Consider the following 18170-nt stretch of genomic DNA (forward strand, 5'->3'; position numbering starts at 1 on the left):
CATCGTACGTCCGCCTGATCTGCGTGCGCGGACCTTGGACGATCGACCAACCCGGGACCGGCTGATGCGGTCCCGGTCGCTACGCGGGTGGCCGCGGCGATCGCCGACCGGGGCCGAGGCGGAGTTGCAGCATCAGAGCGAATCGTTCGTCGGGGTCGGCCAGATCCACGCCGCCGATCGTCTCGATCCGGCCGAGCCGGTATCGGAACGTGTTCTTGTGCACGTGGACGGCTCGTGCCGCGGCGGCGACGTCCCCGAAGTGCTCGAGCCAGCTCTGGAGTGTCGGCACCAGCTGGGTGTCGTGTTCGGTGTCGTAGTCCTCCAGGTCGGCGAGCGGGCCGGTCAGTTCGACGCGGTCGGCTGCCATCAGGTCGCCGAGGCGGAGCAGGAGGAACTCGATCGCCACGTCCGCCAGTGACGCGACCCGTCTGCCCGCGCGCGGATTGGAGCTCAGCACCCGCATCGCGGCATCGGCATCGCGCCGGGATGAGCCGAGTTCGCTGACGTCCTCGACGATGCCGCCGAGTCCGGCGCAGAACCCGGTGGTGGTGTCCAGACGGGCGATGAACTCGGCGGCCAGGTCCTTCATGGCGGCCAGCACCGGGGCGGCCGCGGCACGCACGGGGACGACGGCGTAGACCGCGCCACCGAGTTGGGCGACGATGGCCCGCGGATAGGTGGGCCTGAGGTGCGTCCGAAATGCGGAGGCCGTTCGCTGGATGTCGGCCGCCGTGCGGACCTCGTCGTCGGACTGCAGCGGCCCCAGGACCAGGACGCAGGCCGGCGACGAACCGAAGGCCAGCTGCTGCGCGGCTTCGCGCGCGCCGGTCCCTCCCTCAAGGAGCATGGACAGCAGGGCCACTCCGAGTCGTTGGGAGGCATCGGCGCTGACGCGGGCACGCAGCATCTCGAGCGCGATCACCCGTGCTGCCTCGATCATGGCGACCTCCCGCTCGGGGGTGAGCGGCCCTGCCACGGCGGCCCAGATGGAGCCGAGAAGCTCATTGCCCGCCTGGACCCTCATCGCCGCCCGAGGACGGGTGCCAGGGGCGGGGTTCTGCATGAACACCGGCCGCTCCGAGGCGTACACGCGGCGGAACATGCCCTGTTCTCTCTGGTATTCGCTGTAGATCTGCGGCACCTGGAGGCCGAGGATCGTCAGGCGGCGCGGCTCGTCGGCGCCGGCCTGGTCAGCCGAGAAGGCGACCACCCGCGACGACAGATCCTCGATGGTGACCGGGGCATCGAGGAGAGCCGACAGCGAGTTCGCCAGGGCGAACAGGTCTCGGTCCGCATCGCCGCCGACAGCGGGCGCCCCATCGGCACCGAGATGCAGAGCGCCGCTCAGCAACGTCGCCACCTGGATCCACGATGCGCCCTGCACCAGGCCGAAGACGGACACCTTGCCGCGCTCCGCCTCGCGGGCGACCTCCTCGTCGACGGCCAGCGGCTCCCGGACCACGAGAGCCGTGGCCCCGGCTTCGCCCAGCGCTCTGACCAGGGTGACCAAGCTGTCGTCAGCCGCCACGCCGACTCCCAGCACCACTGCGTCCGGCGGGACGTCGGGTTGGTCCAGAGGATCGTGAAGGATGACGGTCGTCACGGCACGAGCCGGCTGACGTGGCCCCGCCTTGATGGTCAGCAGCGTCGAGCCGAGCCGCTCGACCACCCGCCCCAGGTCCGCTGGACTGCTCGTACCGCCTTGCATTGTGTGATCGTACATCTGTGTCCGATTTGATTCGGTTGATCGACCCAGTGTTGGCGCGAAAGCCTCGACAACAATGGGAGTGACGCGTGGCACCGACGAAGGAGCAGCTCAGCGATGAAGGCGTACATCTCCGTCGACATGGAGGGCGTCGCCGGCATCGCGACCCTCGACCAGATCGCGCGCGGCGGGTACGGCTACCCACGAGCCCAGGAGCTCATGACCGAGGAGGCCAATGCCGCGATCGCGGGCGCCTTCGACGGCGGAGCGACGAGTGTGCTCGTGAACGACTCCCACGGGACGATGGACAACCTGATCCACGAGCGCCTCGACCCGAGGGCACGGCTGGTCTTCGGGCATCCCAAGGCCCAGTGCATGGCCGAGGGCCTGACCGAGGACTGCGCCGTGGCGCTCTTCGTGGGCTACCACGCGCCGGCCGGTACGCCCGGGCTCTTGGCGCACACCTTCTCCGCCTACTTCGGTGAGGTCAGAGTCAACGGATCACCGGTGTCGGAGGCCGAGGTCAATGCCCTGTACGCGGCATCGCTCGGTGTCCCGGTGGGCCTGGTCACCGGGGATGACGTCATCGGCGCGATCGCGACCGAGATCTTCCCCGAGGCCACGATCGTGACCGTGAAGAAGACACATGGATTCTCGGCCACGGACTCCGTCGCGCCGAGCGTGGCGAGGAACCTGGTGCGGGAAGGGGCCGCCGATGCCGTGGCCCGCGCGTCGGCACTGAGCTGTCCGCCGCCGCCCCCGTCGTTCGAGGTCGAGGTCGACCTGCCTTCGCCGGTGGCCGCCGAGCTCGCCGCCTGCATCCCCGGCTGCGCCCGGACGGCCGACCGGACGGTGTCGGCAGTCCTCACGGCGTCGGCGGATCTCCTCGGATTCATCACAGTCCTGTACGAACTCGCGGTGAGCAGCGAGCGCGCGCGTCAGGTGATCTCCACCCGCCGTTGAGGCCCGGCGCTCCTACCTGTGATTTCCTCGATGAGGGTGGTGAGCAGTCGCGTACGCGGGAGGATCCACGCGATCTCCGCGTGCTCGTCGCGGGCGTGGGCGCCGCCGCCGACGGCACCGAGCCCGTCCAGGGTGGGCACTCCCATACCCGCGGTGAAGTTCCCGTCCGATGCGCCACCGACCGTCATCTCCTCCAGCGGAGGATGGCCGAGGCGGCGTGCGATTCGTTGCGCCTGGCCGAACAGCGCCGCCGCCGCGCTCCGTTCCATGGGCGGCCGGTTGATTCCGCCCCGCACCCGGATCTCCGCCGGGACGAGAACCGGCGTGACCTCGCGGATCGCCCGGTCCACGCGGTGCTGCTCCTCGGCGGTGCCGGCCCGGACGTCGACAGCCACAGTGGCCGTCGCGGGCACGGTGTTGGGCGTCGTGCCCGCGCTCATCACCGTCGGGGTGACGGTCGTACCGGCCGCCGGGTCAGCGAGCTGGGCGATCGCCAGCACCACCTCGGCGATCGCGATGGTCGCGTTCACGCCCTTCTCCGGATCGAGACCGCTGTGCGCGGCACGACCGAGCACTTCGATCCGGTAGAGGGACACGCCTTTGCGCCCCGTCTTCAGTGCGCCGCCCGGGCCGGCCGCCTCCAGCACGAGGGCTGCCCGGCAGCGGCCTGCTTCCTGCTCGATCAGTGCCCGTGATGTCGTGGACCCCAGCTCCTCATCGCCCGTGATGAGAAGGGTCACCTGGTCGAGGACGCCGGTGCCACGGCATCGCCGCAGCCACGCGAGAGCGTGGATCGCCTGGACGAGGCCGAGTTTCATGTCGAAGCAGCCCGGGCCACTGACGACGCCGGCGGTTTCGGTGTAGGGCAGCTCGTCCAACGTGCCGAGCGGCCAGACGGTGTCGTGGTGCCCGAGGAGCATGACCTTCGGATCGGCCCCGCGCAGCAGGACATGGTCGACTCCGCCGACGCACAGGATCTCTGGCCGACGCCCCAGGCGCTCATGAACCAAGTCCGCGACCACCCGCGCGGAGCGGCCGACCGCGTCCAGGTCCGTCGACGGCGACTCGGTACGAACGAGTCTGCTCAGATCCTCGAGCAGGAGCGCCAGGTTCCCGGACACCTCCGGCCCGGTGGAATCCTCGGGTGTCGGCTTTTTCCTCATGAGCCGGCAGCGTTCGCGAGCCGGGTGCGCAGGAACGCGGCGAGCAGGTCCGCGGAGTGGTCGTCGAGGTTGGTGAGGACGACGACGGTCATCGCGGTCGCCGGATCGTGGCCGGCGAACGATTGGAATCCGGGCAGTTCGCCGTTGTGGCCCCACATGCCGTCGAAGTTCGCGATGCCGAGGCCGTAGGTGAAGGTGCTGTCGGGCACCGGGTGGGTGCGCATGTGTTCACGCCGGGTCTGCTCCTGGAGGAGGTCGCCGCGCACCGATGCCTCGATGAGCAGTCTCAAGTCGCCCACGGTGGACACCGCGTTACCGGCGGTCCACGCCCAGGACGGGTTGACGCGCGTCGCGTCGACGAGTTCGCCGTCCCGGCGGTGGTACCCACGCAGCCGAGGATCCGGCAGGGCGGCGGCGTCGTGCGTCAGCGGCGGGAGCTCGGTCTCCCGCATGCCGAGGGGGTCGAAGACCAGCCGGCGCGCGACGTCCTCGACTCGTGCGCCGGTTACGTGCTCGATGAGCATTCCCAGCATGATGTAGCCGGCGTTGCAGTACGCCCAGGAGGTGCCGGGCTCGAACTGCTGCGGGTTCCGCAGGGCGACTTCGAGCAGCTCGGAGGGAGCCCAGAGCCGGTCGGGCTCGAGGAGCAGACCGGCGACGAACTCCTCCGAGGTGTAGTCGGGCAGGCCCGAGGTCATGTCGAGGAGACGGCGAACGGTGACTCCTCGCGGGATCTGCGGCTCTGCCAGATGGGCCTGTATCTCATCGTCCAAGGAGAGGTCTCCGGCTTCCGCCAGGCGTAGGACGATCAGCGCCACGATGGTCTTCGTGAGGCTCCCGATCCTCATACGGCTGTCGGCGGTGAGCCGCACCCCGGTGGCCAGGTCGCAGACGCCGAGCGCACGGGTCCAACTGCCGTACGACGGACCGCTCACGTGGACGACGGCACCCGGGATGCCCAATCGCCGGCGCTCTCCGTCCAAGGCGCCGAGCAGGTCTGGAATCGAGGATGCATACGCATCCGATGCATTCTCAGGCAAGCGGAATCCTCACTCGTGGGTGTTATGCCGACCTTCGCATGATTGTCCTCATCAGGTATCGGCGCATTGTGCCGAAGGCCGGAAGCGGCGCGAATCCCTCGTGCGATCGACCGAATGCCCGGGAGAGAGCTCTGACTACTGTGAGGCCCAGAAGACGGGGCCGGTCACCTTGGAGGGAGAATCGCGTTGTCGAGCGTTGAGAAGGACGGGCTCGCGGAGCCCGGCGACACAGGGATCGTCGGACCGCCCGATTCCCTCAGGCAGCTCCCGCGTTTCGCGGGGCCATCCACGTTCGCCCGCCTGCCGCGGCTCGACGAGGTCTCCCGGGCCGACGTCGCGATCTTCGGCGTGCCGTTCGATGCCGGTACCACCTACCGGCCAGGCGCACGATTCGGCCCGGAGGCCATTCGCGCCGGCTCCAAACTCCTGAGGCCCTACCACCTCGGGCTCGAGATCGAGCCGTGGTCGAGGTTGCAGATCGCCGACGCCGGTGACGTCGGCGTGACTCCCTTCGACATCGCCGAGGCGGTGAGTCAGATCGAGTCGGCCGCTCAGCGGCTCTATCGAAGTGCTGACCGGATCATCACTCTGGGCGGCGACCACACCGTCGCCCTCCCGATGCTGCGAGCCGCCCATCGGCACCACGGCCCCGTGGCACTCATCCACTTCGACGCCCATCTCGACACCTGGGACAACATGTTCGGTGCGCGGCTCACTCACGGCACTCCGTTCCGCCGGGCCACCGAGGAGCGACTGCTGGCGGTGAACCACTGCGCCCATGTGGGCATTCGCCACACAACCCCGGCCGCCAAGGATCTGGAGGACGACAGGGAGCTGGGATTCGCGACGATCTCCACACTCGACGTCGCGCGGCGCGGCATCGAGCACGCCGCCGACCGGCTCCGGGAGAGAGTGGCTGATCGGCCGGTCTACATCAGCATCGACATCGACGTGCTCGATCCCGCCCATGCGCCCGCGACCGGCACCCCTGAGCCCGGCGGGCTGAGCACCCGGGAGCTTCAGCTGCTGCTGTACTCCCTCGCGGACCTCGACATCGTCGGTGCGGATGTCGTCGAGGTCTCACCCGCCTACGACCACGCTCAGATCACCGCGCTGGCCGCCGCCGGCCTCACGTTCGACCTCCTGGCCATGGTTGCCCGGGGAAGGTAGTCATCGGACTCACTGCCTGGCCGTAGCGTCCCGTCCCGTTTGGCGACGGTCGATGCTCAGGTGGTGGGTTTGTGGCGACTCAGGACGTGTTCTCGGCGGAGGAACCGGCGCGGCTTCGGGACTTCCCGGAGATCAACCGGGCCGAGCTGATCCGATACTTCACAGCACCCATCGCTGCGACGGCGGCAGGGCGCCGCGGCCGGGCGGCCGGGGTGCTGGCTGGGTCAGATCGGTCCAGGTTTCGATGACCTGGTTCGCCAGCGGTGACCTGCCAGCCATGTCGGGCAAGCCAGATGGTGTCGCCGCTGGCGCCACATCCCAGGTCGAGGGCATCGCCGGGATGCAATGTCTCGGCTGTCTCTTCCAACACCGGGTTGGGGTGCCCGGTGCCGCCGCCGCGCCGGGCGCGGTGGTGCTGTTCCCAGAACGACTCGGCATTGAGTGTATCGGTTATCGGCCCGCCCCCCTCGCGAAGAATTTCACCAGCTCGGTGGTGACGAATTCTGGGTTCTCCTTGATCAGCCAGTGCCCGGCCTTGGGCACCTCGACAGCGCGGGTGATGTTGGACATGAGGGGCTGGACCGTCGAGCGGGTGAAGTCGAGCGTGCCTTCGGCTGTCAGCAGCATCGTCGGCATGGTGATCGGCTTCGCGGCCTTGTTGTCCCGTTCGTCCTGGTCCAGGGTGCGGTAAAGCTCAAACCCACCGGTCAGGACCTGCGGGTGCTGGTATGTGCGGGCGTATTCGTCAATCTGTTGTGCGGTGAAGGGAGCCTTCGCGCCCGGCCCGCCGAAGCTGGTCCCACCATAGGCAACATATCCGTAGAAAAGAGACAGGTAGTCACGGACGTCGTCGTCGACCAGCAGCTCGGGGAACCCCTCCTGGTTGTGGAATGACATGTGCCAGCTCGCCTGCCGGTAGGCGTCCGCGCTGAGGGCGGGGCCGGGCATCGGATAGTCGAGGTGGGCGTACTCGACGACCTCGTCCGGGAACTGTGTGGCGTACTGGAACGCCACACCGGCGCCGAGATCATGCCCGACCAGCTTGATCTTGTTCAGCCCCAGCTTGCCGGCGAGCAGCCGGTGGACGTAGCGGGCCAGGGTGGCCTTGTCGTAACTGGACGGCGCCCCCTCGCTGTCGCCGAGTCCCGGCAGATCAAGCGCATACACGGTGTATTTCTCGGCGAGCGCCGGCATGATCTCGCGCCACGAGTACCACGACTGGGGCCAGCCGTGCAGGAGGACGAGCGGCTCGCCGGTGCCGCCGGTGACATAGTGCATCTTCACGCCGTCGACGTCGGCTGTCTCGTGCTTGAATTGACGGTTGAACTGGGCGTCATCCCGGGTGGCCGCGTCGTAACCTGCCGCGATGGTGGCGCTCGCTTGCTGCGATGTCGTGTTCTGCGCCCTGCCGCCGGTGGTCGTGCAAGCTGTCGTCAGGACGAGCGCGGCCGTGACGGCTGCGACGGTGCGCGACCACCGTGTTGCTGGTCTCGAAGTTGCTGCTGATGTGAGCATTGGTTACTTACCTCCGCTACCAGCATGACCAGCAGCGTTGCCTATTTGCGAGAAACGTTGCGGATCCGCATCATGGGTTCATGAACGTCACGTCGCACGACGTCCTTGCGGGCGTCGGCCCGCGCCTGCACGCACTACGCCAGGCCCGGAACATCTCGCTGGCCGCCTTGGCGGCAGAGACCGGCCTGACCGCAAGCACGCTGTCGCGTCTCGAGAACGGGAAACTGCGCCCGACACTGGAGCAACTGCTGCCGCTGGCGCGGGCGCACGGCGTCTCGCTCGACGAACTGGTCGCGGCCCCGCCCACCGGCGATCCACGTATCCACCTGCGGCCAGTACGGCGATCCGGCTTCACCGTCGTGCCGCTGACCAGACGTCCCGGAGGCATCCAGGCCTACAAAGTGATCTATCCACCGGCCGGGAAATCGGCTACGACGACACTGCAGACCCACGAGGGGTACGAATGGTTCTACGTACTCAACGGATATGTCAGGCTCGTCCTCGGTGACCAGGAATACCAGCTAGGCCCCGGCGAAGCCGCAGAGTTCGACACCCGTATCCCGCACCAGATCGGCAGCGCCGACTCTCAGGCCGCGGAACTGCTCACGCTCTTCGGCGCCCAAGGCGAACGCGCCCACCTATCGCCCTCCCTGACATCGCCCACCTGAACGAACCGGCTCTGGAGCAAACATTTCACCCAAGCCGGGCCGAGGGTGGCGCGACCAGCGACAGCATCCTTAGCATCCTTGCCAGGCGCAGCCCGGCTCGCCGTGTCGGTCGCGATCCGGGGTCGTCGCGACCTCGTACCTGGTCCTGGAGATGCTCGCCGGACCCCTGCCCGGCATCTACGACCCCACCGGCCCAGGCCGGATCCTGTTCGCGTTCTTCGCTGCCCTCGCCGAGACCGAACGCGACAACATCCGCGAAGGCACCCTCGAAGGCCTCGACGCCGCCGCCCGCAAAGGTGAGCATGGCGGCCGGCCCGCCGTCATCACCGCCGACATGCTGCACACCGTGCTACGCCGCCGCGCCGCCGGCGAGACCGTTCCGCCCGCGTCCTCGACCCAATCGACCCCGAGCCGGCCGCCCGGATCCAGGGCCGCCCCCTCGACCGGCTCAAGTAGCCGAGCAGCTCTCTGCTCCCGCGTCCCACATACCGAAACTGCGGGAAATCGTGAAGCGACCTTCGGCGACCCGAGTCCTGGAGGCAATCACCCCAGGTACGAGCCTAGATCAACTGCTTATCGTTGTTTTTGGTCTGGAAACTACGGACGGGCCATCAGGAGGCATGCAGCGTCTCGTGCCTGGTGTGCGATTTCGGGTGTGCCGAAGATCGCTGCGGTGGTGATCGCTCCTTCGGCGAGGAGCGCGAGCTGATCGGCCAGTTTGGCGGGCCGCCCAGATGCCTTCACGAGCCGGGCGAGGTAGTCGTGGAAGGCCCTCTTGTGGTGCTGGGCCTGCTCGGCGATCTCGGGCGAGACCGCGCCCAGCTCGCCGAAGGAGTTGATGAAGGCGCATCCGCGGTAATCCGGCTCACAGAACCACTTGTGCAGCCAGTCGAACACCGCGGCGATCCGTTCCTCGGGCGTCGGCTGCGCCTCGACGTAGTCGGCGAGAGCCCGCTGCCACCGTGAATCCCGCTGCTGCAGGAATTCCAGCACGAGCGCTTCCTTGGAGGGGAACAGCTGGTAGAGGCGCTTGAGAGACACCCCGGAGGCGTTGCGTACCGCATCCATCCCGACCGCCTGGATGCCCCGGCTGTAGAACAGCTCCTGGGCTGCGTCGAGCACCCGTTCCCGTGCCGCTTCCCGATCCACCATCTGTGCTCCCTTGCGCGGAGAACCAACGTTCTCTACTCTAGCAAGTAGTTGAGAGAACGAGTGTTCTCCGATGTTTCCAGAGCTCACCGGACCTGCGGTGAGTCCCCGGAGTTCGAAGGAGTTGAGTCGACATGGCTGACACGACCCGCCCGCCGGTGCCGCCGTTCACCCGGGAGACGGCCATCGAGAAGGTCCGGTTGGCCGAGGACGCGTGGAACACCCGCGACCCGCAGAAGGTGTCGCTGGGCTACACGGTGGACTCCCGCTGGCGCAACCGCTCGGAGTTCGCCACGGGCCGAGACGAGATCGTCGCGTTGCTGACCCGCAAGTGGAACACCGAGCTCGACTACCGGCTGATCAAGGAGCTGTGGGCCTACGACGGCAACCGCATCGCCGTGCGCTTCGCCTACGAGCACCGCGACGACGCCGGGAACTGGTACCGCTCCTACGGTAACGAGAACTGGGAATACGACGAGCACGGCCTGATGCACACCCGCCACGCCTCCATCAACACCCTCCCCATCGCCGAATCCGAGCGCAAGTACTTCTGGCCGCTGGGCCGCCGTCCCGACGACCACCCCGGCCTCAGCGATCTCGGCTTCTGAGGACGCCTTCTCGGCAACCACCGAAGGGAGTGGCCCCTGCGAGACCTCGCCGCGGGCGTTGCGCGTTTTCAGCGGGATGTCCTCCGGCCAAGGCAGACCTGTTCGCCCACTTGGCCACGAATCTTCTCGCTTCTCTCACATGCCTTCTCTGGAGTGGCCTGGTCGAACAGATCACCTTTGATGAGCGTTAGGTAGCTCTGCCCGGACCGGACCGGAGCGCCCTTCTCGTCCACGAGCGGGTAGGTATATGCGACGGTAACGGACCGGCCGGTACCCGAGCCACCAGCGCGGGTGTGGTCAAAGCCGCGAATGATTCGGGGTTGCGGGAGGAGGGCTGGCGATCGATCTTCCCATCGTGCGGCCCGGGTAAGCGATCGACGATCCGCAGCATGACGAGACGCGGTTTGCTGTTCGCCGTGGCGCGGCGACGCATGGTCCGAATGCGTGTCAAGACGATGAGGATATTACCGAGTCGCCCTGTTACGGCGTCTTTAAATGTTCTTGTCGCGCTCCAAGAAGGCGCATCAGCCCAGGACTGTGCCCGAGTTCTCGGTGCCGCGGGGACGCTTGCGGGAGAACGCCGAAAGGTCTATGGCCAGGCCGGTGTGCTCGCCGACGAATCGCACCGGCCGTTCGTCGTGATCTACGCCGTTCTCGGTCTGTTCGATGATCGCGGCGAGGAACTTGCCGACGACCGGCGCGTTCTTGAACTGGTTGCCGCTCGTCCCCATGGCGACGTAGAACCCGTCCAGCTCCGTACGGTCGTAGATCGGCGTCCAGTCGTCGGCGACGTCGTAGACTCCCACGACCCCGCGAGCCCGATTCGGTATCTCCAACGCCGGTAGCCGTCGCGCAGCCCTCGTCACCTGGGCCTCGAATACCGCCGTCGTCGGATGCGCAGTGACGGCATCCGGGTCGTCCACCCACTGCAGCGGGTCGCATTCCGGTTCCGTACCACCGACCAGCAGTCCCCCGCCGGCCTCACCGCGCAGGTAGACACCCAGGTCCATGTCCGCGACACAGATTCCGGCGCGGTTGTCGGCGCCGAAACCCACGGGTGCCGCGACGTGCGCGACCTCCTGCCGTAACGGCCGGGATCCCACGGTGAAGTCGGATCCGACCGAGGCCAACTCGTTGATGCGGGTCGACCATGGGCCTGCGGCGTTGACCACCACTCCGCAGGGGATCCTGCTTCCGTCCGCGAGTGTCACCGCGGTGACCCGGCCATGGGCCCGTTCGATCCCGCGCACCGACGCATGGAACCGGAACTCGGCACCGTGTGCCCGCGCGGCGGCGGCCAGATTCTGCGCCGCCAGTTGCGGATCGTTCACGAACCCCGCATCAGGTGTGTACACGGCACCCAGCGTGGTTTCGGTCTCGGCCCAGAACTCGTCGTCGTCGATACGTTTCGGTGGCCAGTACCTGCCGACGTCGATACCCGGGATCCGCTCCGACAGGTCCGCACTCGTCCACTCCTCGAACGGGATACCCGCGTTCTGGAACAACGGCAGGTACACCGACCGAGGAGCCACGTCCACGTCCAGCATCGCCATCCCGCACCGTACGTACCGAGCCAACGGCCCGACATCGCGGCCAAGGTGCTCCGCCCACGACCTCCAGCCGAAGTGCGCCTCCCAGGCGGCGGCGACGCCCGCGGCGGTGGAGAAGTTGAACCGCACCACCGCGCTGGACGCACTCGTGGAGCCGTGGCCGGCTCCCCCGGCCTTGTCGACCACCGTCACCTGCCAGCCACGGCGGGCGAGTTCCAAGGCGACCGACGCGCCGATCACCCCCGACCCGATCACCACGACATCCGTGCGCTTACCGGGCACGGCAGGTCCTGAGATAACTGAGGAACGAGGCCTGCAGGCCGGTCACGTGCGTCTCGTCCAGGATCGCGCTGGTGACGGCTCCGCTGCGTGAGGTGAGGCGGTGCAGGAGGGTGGCCGTGTTCTTCGTGACGCTCTGGTAGACGGCCAAGTCGCCGAGAAGCTCTCGGACGTTGAAGGTCACGTGCAGCCTGGCCGCACGCTGGCTGTCCCCCATCTCTTCGAGCTGGGCGAAGACCTGACTGTCCGTACTGACGACGCCGGGGCTGCCCGCTCCGACGCTCTCGAAGAGCGTGCTGCCGGAGAGCCAGGTGTAGAGGCTGAAAAGTCCGCCGTAGGAGTAGCCGTAAAGGCCGTGACCGCTCGCGGCTGTGCCGTAGTCGCGTTCGATCCGCGGGTGCAGTTCCGCGGTGAGGAAGCTCAGGAACGTATCGGCGTGGGTGTCGCTCAACTCGGCGAGGTAGGCGTCGGCTTCCTCGCGCGTCATCGCACCCGCTTGGAACCCCTTCTCCACGGCATCGATGAACTCCTGGGCGATGGGCTCGCCGGGTGGCACGAGGTCTCTGTTGCGCAGCCGTGCCCAGTGCTGTGCTTCCTCGCCCGCGTAACCGACGCTGACCTGGATATAGGGCTGGATCTGCTGCATGGGGTCCAGCTGGGTGACGATGAGCGGAGCCGTCATGCCCACGGCCCAATTGCCGTCGAGCACGTACACCGCGGGCGCCGGCGTCGTGGCGGGGTCGTAGCCCGGTGGCGTGGTGACCCAGACGCCGTAGTCGTACCCACCGCTGGAACGCAGCTCGAAGTAGTCGGTGTCGGCGAGGCAGCCCTGCCACATGGCGCTCATCGCAGGTCCTTCACCACGCGTCCGGCCTGGACGACGAGGACGGCGTTGGCGGGGTCGGCGAAGAGCTTCGGATCTTCGAGCGGGTTGCCGTTCCAGAGCACAAGGTCTGCCTGCATGCCGGGAGCGATGACCCCCACCTGGTCCGACAGGCCGAGGATCTCGGCGTTGGTCTTCGTGGCCGCCACGAGAGCTTCCATCGGCGTCTCCAGCTCCGCGCGCAACTTGAGCTCTTCACCTCGGCGGTCCTGAGCCGGACCGATGAGGTCGGAACCCAGCCCGATTCGCACGCCGGCCTTCTTGGCGGCAGCGAGCGCCTCGGTCATCCGCTCACGGACACCTAGCACACGATCGCGGATCGACTCGCCGAGGCCGGCTTCCGCGGGGTCGTGCAGCAGTCGCTCGACGATGGCGAACGTAGGCACAAGAGCGACCCCGCGCGTGGCCATCAAGGTGGCCGTGGCCTCATCGAGGTCGGTGCCGTGCTCGACACAGCGCGCCCCGGCCTCGACCGCGTTCCGAATGCCCTCGTTGTTGTGGGCGTGAACCGTCACGTAAGTGCCCCGTGCCGCGGCTTCCTGCACAGCGACGGCGATCTCCTCCACGGTGAACTGGGTGTCGGTCAGCCGGTCGTGAGCGCTGACCACTCCCCCGGTCACACAGAGCTTCAGGAAGGAGGCTCCGCGGCGGAAGGCCTCACGGACGTTGCCTCGCAGCTCGTCCGCGTTGCCCGACATCATGGACAGGGCGCACAGACCCGGAAGGTGATGGCCGCTCCACAGCTCGGTGGGTTCCCAGTCGGCACCGTAGTAGCCGTGCCCACCGATCTGGCACTGCACAGGTCCGCACGACAGGACGCGCGGTCCCCTGACCTTGCCCTTCGCGATCGTGGTGACGACGCCGCCGTCGATCCCGCCGGTGTCTCGGACGGTCGTGAAGCCGGCGTCGAGCGCTGCGCCGGCCGTGGCGAAGATGTCCGCCGCGATCTCGGCGGCACTGATCTGGAACGAGAACTGCGGCTGGATCGGGCTCGACAGGCCCAGGTGAACGTGCGCGTCGATCAGGCCGGGCGTCATCGTCAGTCCCCCGGCGTCGAGCCGCTCGCCGGGTTCGTTGCTGGAGGCCCCGAGCTGGGTGATCCGCCCGTCTTCGACGGTGACGTCGACGTCTATGGGGTCGTGCCCCGTTCCGTCGGCGACCGCCGCGCCGACCACCTGCAATCGTCCCACGAGTCGTTTCCTCCGCCGTCGCGAGCTGAACTGCGACCATGTACGAAGCAACACGGCGCCGCCAGCAATCTTTTCCAATGGATAAACTGTAGGGGTGATCCTGTCAACTACGGAACGCAAAGGCGACGCACGCGAGCGCCTCCTGGCCCGGCTCCTCGACGCTTTCGGCGAGGCCCTTCCCTCACCGGAGGTGTCGCTCCGCGAGATCGCCGCCCGGACCGAGACCAGCCACGCCCTCCTGCGATACCACTTCGGGTCACTCCCGGGCGTCCTGGCGGCCATGCTCAAGGCACAGCGATCTCGTGACAACGAGGCCCTTTTCGCGGCCGCCCAGCAGGGCACCTTTGCCAACTTCGTCGTGGCGATCTGGCGGACCTACACCCGCCCGGAGCAGTTGTCGCGTGTCCGCGGCTTCTTCCACGTCGTAGGACTGGCCGCGTACAGGCCGGAGGACTTCCGTGAGTTCATCGACTCGCTCGACGACCTGACCAAAATGCTGGCCTCACTCGCGGAACGCGAAGGGCACGACACCGGGGAAGCGCTGACCATGGCCACCGTCGCCGTTGCCGCGATCCGCGGCCTGCTCTTACAGGAAGTCCTGACTCCAGGAGTCCACTCGGAGAACGCCGTCGACTTGATCCTGCGCATGCTCCCCGGCAACGCGGCCTCCGCCGCGGCCGGGTCGGCGGCCGACGCCCCGTGGTCGACGACGACAAACGCGCCGCCATCCTCTCCCGCCGCGAGCGCGGCGAATCCATCCGCACCATCGCCGCCGGAGTGAAGGTCTCCGTCGGCGTCGTCCACAAAACCCTCGCCGACGCCCAGCGCGCCGACGTGGCCGTCGAGCAGGAGACACCGGCCGAGCCGATCGAGAAGCCCACCCAAGCCACCAAGCCCGCCCAGGTCTCCGAGGTCACCGCTGAGCCGACGCCGTGGGAGCGCTACGGGGATCCGGCCACACGCCGCCGATGGTACACCGACGAGCTCACCGCCGTCCGGCTCGTCGCCACCGGCGATGTCGACGGCGCCTCCGCGCGCTGCGGTGGCCAGCCGGCGGCGCTGGCCGGCTGGGCCGACGGCGTCGCCGCCCGCTGGGAGGTGGCACAAGCACGGCTGCGCCGTTCCCGCAACGCTGTGGCCCATGGCGGGCCGGTGACCAGTGACATCACCGCCACCCTCGATCAGCCGGTATCTGTCGGCGTGGTCGCTGTCACTGCTGCTGGACGGTGACAAGGTCGGCGGGCAACTGGCCGATCCGCATGAGCAGTTCCGACGGGAGGCGGATGCGTGGCGCGCCGGGAGTGCTTCAGGCCCTGTTCCCCGATACGACCTGATGGGCGGGCACTGTCCTCGGCTCCCGCTCGTGAGAAGCCTTCGCTCATCAAGGGCCGGTCATTAGCTTAAGGATCTTGGCGCCTGGCATCCGTGAGTGTCACCGCATACCGGGCAACTGCGGAGAGAACGACGGACCGGGCAGGCATCTTGACATGCCGATCACGCCAGCTAAGTTCCCCGATAAGGAAACTTTCCTAACAGTACGAGGTGTCAACCTCGTGGAAGGAGCCAGCGCGTGAAAGTAAGACGTGCCGCCGCCACCCTCTCCGGCGGCGCTCTCATCGCCGCCGCCGTCGTCACCGGCGTGGCCACGCCCGCCCATGCTCTGCCCGACTCCTGTTCGATCTCCTACGAGAGCGACGGGTCCATCAACTCCTACTGTTCCACCGGTACCGGCTACCACCAGATCCTTGTGTCTTACTGCTTCGTCAACCCATGGGTCAACTACTGTGGCTCGGAGGCGGGGCAGAAAGCCCCCGTCGGCGCCACCTCCAGCGTCAGGCCTCCCGGCGGCGGGGCGATCAGAGGCGTGACCATCTTAAAGTCCGAAAGCTGAACAGGCCCCACCGATCTCCGAGGAGGCGGACGGGGCTCGCGTGTGGATCAAGTGTCATCGCCGTGACACCGGCACCTCCGCCAGGTGACCGAACACATACGTGATCAGCCGTCAGGAGCGGTATCGCGCCGTGTCCGGTCGGTGTTCCGGTTCCGCCGACGACCGAGGCGGCGCGCCCGACGAAGTGCGCGCCGCTGTCACGTACACCGCCGGCTCCGGCGCTACAGGCCCCTGCCACCGGCAGTACCAGCCCCGGCGGAGGCGGGAGCGGCGGCACCGGCGACCCGACCGGCGTCTCTGGAACGCGAGTCGTCACGCCGCGACGGGGAACCGCCGCGCCAGCACCGGGGCGGTGATGCTCGCCATGTTCCGGGGGAGGAAGGCCGAGGCCGTCCCGCTCACCGCGAACGCCCAGGCCGGCCGCCAGGGGGTGGGGGAACAGTTCTCGCAGTGTCACACACCGGTAGGGCCTCGGGGAATCGGTATCGGCGGTGGTGTCGGCTCCGGATCCGCCCTGATCTTATCGGCCAGAAGGGGGCGCGGCCCGTGCTGTCGCAGGGCGTGCACCGCCTCGGGCAGCGTCCGGCGAACTTCGAAGTGGTCCACCATGCGGGTCAGTTCGAACAGACGACGCGCACGCCCCTGCGGGGCCAGGATCACGATCAAGCGCCCGCCGCGCCGCTGGACCTCCTGGCGGATCCGCACCAGGGCGCCCACCCCGGCCGAGGCGATGAAGGTCACCTGGGTGAGGTCGACGACCAGCCGCAGGTCCTCGAAGGCGAGCAGCGCCTTCTCCAGCGCCACCGCCACATCCGGGACCGTCACCGCGTCCAGCTCCCCGATCAGGCGGAGCACCCGCACCGGCCCCAGCCGCCAGCTTTGTACCTGCGGCGGTTCTCGATCACCCGGCACGACGCCACCCCTTCACGGTCGCGCGCTGCGCCAACAGGCTCTCATTGTTCTGGTGGTTGCCTGCGACGTTCATTTCGCACGCACGAGGTGGAGGGCGGCGAACACCCCGGTGTGCACGGTCGCGGTGAGCGGCTGGGACCGAGCAGGGCCGCGCCGAACTCGCCGAACGGCCGCGAAGGCCCGCTGGAGGTGCGGGCCGTGAGAACGGCCGGAAAGCCCCGGCCCAGGCCGTGATCGTTTGGCATCGCGCGGGCTGACATCGCAACCGCAGGCGGGTGCCGGTGGAGCTTTCACACAGGTCGTGGACATCCCGAAACCGTCTCTCAGAAGACCTTTCTCAGGTCCGCGTGGCCGGTTGTGGCCCGAAGGCTGGGCGTGGAGGTCAGGCGCAAGCCGCCTCGACGCGCCGACCGGGTGCCGTCATGCGGACGTACTCGCCGAGGACGTCCGCATGATCCAGCAGGCTCAGCAGGCGGCGCATACCGGGCGGCACGTTGATCAGGTGGGCCACGCCGTCGTAGCACAGGCCGGTCAGCATGCGCAGCCCCGCGAGGTCGACGAAGTCCAACTGGCCGACGTCGATGGTGAGGGTGTCCTCGACATCCCGGGCCTGTGCCAGGGTCCGGGCGACCGCCCGGGTGTTGGTGACGTCGAGTTCGCCGATCAAGTGGACCGCGCCTCCGGGCGAGGCCAGGCTGTAGGTGATGCGCAGCATGCGATCGAGGTAGAGCACGGCCTCGACCCAGCGCTCGCCGGCAACCTGCTCCTGGACGGTCACGGCTCCACTGTCGGGCGTCCGTCGCGGGCCGGCGGCCAAGGAGACCGGCAGCCGGTGTTGCCGGGCGCGGGCGCCGGCCGGTGCGGACCGGTGCTGCACGACATCCATGTGATCGATCCCCTCGCTTGCCTGATACACGCCGACGAAGCCGGGCGTCTCCACCCTATGCGGGAAAGAAGATACATGAAAGATGTTTCCGGTATACTTCTTCTCGTTCTGATACCTGTAACCTTTTCGTTCCATGGCGATCTGCTCTGGCGACGCGAGAGGATATGACGTGGCCGAAGACAGTCCCGATCAGCCTTCGTCCTCGTGGACCTTCCTGACCCACCACGCCCGGGTCCTGCTGGAGATCGCCCGTGACCCGCAGGCGCGGTTGCGCGACATCGCGGCCGTCATCGGCATCACCGAGCGCGCAGCGCAGGGCATCGTGACCGACCTGCACCAGGCGGGCTATCTAACCCGCTCCAAAGTGGGCCGCCGCAACCACTACACGATTAACCCCGACCGGCGTTTCCGCTACCCCACCGAGGCAGATGTGCCCGTCGGCGTGCTGCTGGACATCTTCGCCCGCCACGACCAGACCCCCGTGTAGGTCAACGTTGATGCCGAGGGCATAACAGCTGGCGACATGAGACCTCCGACGGCCGCCACACGCAGCAGAAGGCCACACTACAGGCGCCCGGCCAGGCGACACTACTGGATG

Annotated in this window: 20 protein-coding genes; 9 read left to right on the forward strand and 11 right to left on the reverse strand. The window is 67.9% G+C overall.

All coding sequences use genetic code 11. The features are described 5' to 3' along the window. Positions 1 to 79: 79 nt before the first annotated feature. Positions 80 to 1708 carry a PucR family transcriptional regulator gene (locus tag ACFY3D_RS31555; RefSeq protein WP_389986147.1) on the reverse strand — a complete coding sequence of 543 codons (1629 nt, stop codon included), beginning with the start codon at positions 1706 to 1708 and terminating at the stop codon, positions 80 to 82. A gap of 114 nt (positions 1709 to 1822) precedes the next feature. Between ACFY3D_RS31555 and ACFY3D_RS31560 the strand changes: the two genes are divergently transcribed. Further along, on the forward strand, positions 1823 to 2668 hold the full coding sequence (locus ACFY3D_RS31560) for a M55 family metallopeptidase (protein WP_389986150.1): 846 nt from the start codon (positions 1823 to 1825) through the stop codon (positions 2666 to 2668). On the opposite strand, the gene ACFY3D_RS31565 is transcribed toward ACFY3D_RS31560, so the two are convergent. Both ACFY3D_RS31565 and ACFY3D_RS31570 read right to left on the reverse strand, forming a co-directional pair. Continuing rightward, on the reverse strand, positions 2644 to 3831 hold the full coding sequence (locus ACFY3D_RS31565) for a M20 family metallopeptidase (RefSeq protein ID WP_389986153.1): 1188 nt from the start codon (positions 3829 to 3831) through the stop codon (positions 2644 to 2646). The two genes, ACFY3D_RS31560 and ACFY3D_RS31565, sit on opposite strands and share 25 nt — an antisense overlap. Continuing rightward, complete coding sequence (locus tag ACFY3D_RS31570; protein ID WP_389986156.1) at positions 3828 to 4871, reverse strand: serine hydrolase domain-containing protein; 1044 nt, start codon at positions 4869 to 4871, stop codon at positions 3828 to 3830. Before ACFY3D_RS31570 ends, ACFY3D_RS31565 begins: the two co-directional genes overlap by 4 nt. Positions 4872 to 5057: 186 nt before the next feature. Between ACFY3D_RS31570 and speB the strand changes: the two genes are divergently transcribed. Next, entirely contained in the window at positions 5058 to 6041 is a 984-nt protein-coding gene (gene speB / locus ACFY3D_RS31575; RefSeq protein ID WP_389986159.1) for an agmatinase, read from the forward strand. Positions 6042 to 6120: 79 nt separating this feature from the next. Here the strand turns inward: speB and ACFY3D_RS31580 are convergent, their stop codons facing one another. Together ACFY3D_RS31580 and ACFY3D_RS31585 are read right to left on the reverse strand one after the other, a co-directional pair. Continuing rightward, positions 6121 to 6411, reverse strand: coding sequence for a hypothetical protein (locus tag ACFY3D_RS31580; RefSeq protein WP_389986162.1), 291 nt, complete (start codon positions 6409 to 6411; stop codon positions 6121 to 6123). 80 nt (positions 6412 to 6491) lie between these two features. Further along, entirely contained in the window at positions 6492 to 7556 is a 1065-nt protein-coding gene (locus tag ACFY3D_RS31585; RefSeq protein ID WP_389986166.1) for an alpha/beta fold hydrolase, read from the reverse strand. An 80-nt stretch (positions 7557 to 7636) separates the two neighbouring features. Here ACFY3D_RS31585 and ACFY3D_RS31590 point away from each other — a divergent pair, with 80 nt between their 5' ends. Next, positions 7637 to 8224: a helix-turn-helix domain-containing protein gene (locus tag ACFY3D_RS31590; protein WP_389986169.1), complete on the forward strand. Its 588-nt coding sequence runs from the start codon at positions 7637 to 7639 to the stop codon at positions 8222 to 8224. 151 nt (positions 8225 to 8375) lie between these two features. Beyond that, positions 8376 to 8933, forward strand: a complete 558-nt coding sequence (locus ACFY3D_RS31595) for a recombinase family protein (RefSeq protein WP_389986172.1) — start codon at positions 8376 to 8378, stop codon at positions 8931 to 8933. Here the strand turns inward: ACFY3D_RS31595 and ACFY3D_RS31600 are convergent. Next, a complete protein-coding gene (locus tag ACFY3D_RS31600; RefSeq protein ID WP_389986175.1) occupies positions 8822 to 9376 on the reverse strand; it encodes a TetR/AcrR family transcriptional regulator in 555 nt (184 codons plus the stop codon). The genes ACFY3D_RS31595 and ACFY3D_RS31600 overlap by 112 nt on opposite strands. A 131-nt stretch (positions 9377 to 9507) precedes the next feature. Here ACFY3D_RS31600 and ACFY3D_RS31605 point away from each other — a divergent pair, with 131 nt between their 5' ends. Then, entirely contained in the window at positions 9508 to 9981 is a 474-nt protein-coding gene (locus ACFY3D_RS31605) for a nuclear transport factor 2 family protein (protein ID WP_350949921.1), read from the forward strand. A gap of 524 nt (positions 9982 to 10505) precedes the next feature. Here the strand turns inward: ACFY3D_RS31605 and ACFY3D_RS31610 are convergent. From ACFY3D_RS31610 to ACFY3D_RS31620, 3 genes are read right to left on the reverse strand one after another with little or no spacing between them, the layout of a single operon-like run. Continuing rightward, positions 10506 to 11813 carry an NAD(P)/FAD-dependent oxidoreductase gene (locus tag ACFY3D_RS31610; protein ID WP_389986179.1) on the reverse strand — a complete coding sequence of 436 codons (1308 nt, stop codon included), beginning with the start codon at positions 11811 to 11813 and terminating at the stop codon, positions 10506 to 10508. Further along, entirely contained in the window at positions 11803 to 12657 is an 855-nt protein-coding gene (locus tag ACFY3D_RS31615) for an alpha/beta hydrolase (RefSeq protein ID WP_389986182.1), read from the reverse strand. Before ACFY3D_RS31615 ends, ACFY3D_RS31610 begins: the two co-directional genes overlap by 11 nt. Beyond that, positions 12654 to 13883: an amidohydrolase family protein gene (locus tag ACFY3D_RS31620; RefSeq protein WP_389986185.1), complete on the reverse strand. Its 1230-nt coding sequence runs from the start codon at positions 13881 to 13883 to the stop codon at positions 12654 to 12656. Before ACFY3D_RS31620 ends, ACFY3D_RS31615 begins: the two co-directional genes overlap by 4 nt. A 94-nt stretch (positions 13884 to 13977) precedes the next feature. Between ACFY3D_RS31620 and ACFY3D_RS31625 the strand changes: the two genes are divergently transcribed. The 3 genes from ACFY3D_RS31625 (at position 13978) to ACFY3D_RS31635 (ending at position 15774) form a co-directional block, all read left to right on the forward strand. After that, the gene (locus ACFY3D_RS31625; protein WP_389986188.1) at positions 13978 to 14664 is read left to right on the forward strand and encodes a TetR/AcrR family transcriptional regulator; all 687 of its coding nucleotides are present in this window, start codon (positions 13978 to 13980) and stop codon (positions 14662 to 14664) included. Beyond that, positions 14661 to 15113, forward strand: coding sequence for a hypothetical protein (locus ACFY3D_RS31630; protein ID WP_389986191.1), 453 nt, complete (start codon positions 14661 to 14663; stop codon positions 15111 to 15113). The genes ACFY3D_RS31625 and ACFY3D_RS31630 overlap by 4 nt, the downstream gene beginning before the upstream one ends. Before the next feature lie 340 nt (positions 15114 to 15453). Then, positions 15454 to 15774 carry a hypothetical protein gene (locus ACFY3D_RS31635; protein WP_389986194.1) on the forward strand — a complete coding sequence of 107 codons (321 nt, stop codon included), beginning with the start codon at positions 15454 to 15456 and terminating at the stop codon, positions 15772 to 15774. A gap of 453 nt (positions 15775 to 16227) precedes the next feature. Here the strand turns inward: ACFY3D_RS31635 and ACFY3D_RS31640 are convergent, their stop codons facing one another. Beyond that, a complete protein-coding gene (locus tag ACFY3D_RS31640) occupies positions 16228 to 16686 on the reverse strand; it encodes an STAS domain-containing protein (RefSeq protein ID WP_389986197.1) in 459 nt (152 codons plus the stop codon). A gap of 382 nt (positions 16687 to 17068) precedes the next feature. Then, positions 17069 to 17707, reverse strand: coding sequence for a lipid asymmetry maintenance protein MlaB (locus tag ACFY3D_RS31645; protein WP_389986200.1), 639 nt, complete (start codon positions 17705 to 17707; stop codon positions 17069 to 17071). Between the two features lie 34 nt (positions 17708 to 17741). Between ACFY3D_RS31645 and ACFY3D_RS31650 the strand changes: the two genes are divergently transcribed. Continuing rightward, the gene (locus ACFY3D_RS31650) at positions 17742 to 18059 is read left to right on the forward strand and encodes a helix-turn-helix transcriptional regulator (RefSeq protein ID WP_389986203.1); all 318 of its coding nucleotides are present in this window, start codon (positions 17742 to 17744) and stop codon (positions 18057 to 18059) included. The last annotated feature ends 111 nt before the right edge of the window (positions 18060 to 18170 follow it).

Origin of the sequence: Streptosporangium sp. NPDC000509 (genome assembly GCF_042898365.1) — a bacterium.
Lineage (GTDB): Bacteria > Actinomycetota > Actinomycetes > Streptosporangiales > Streptosporangiaceae > Streptosporangium.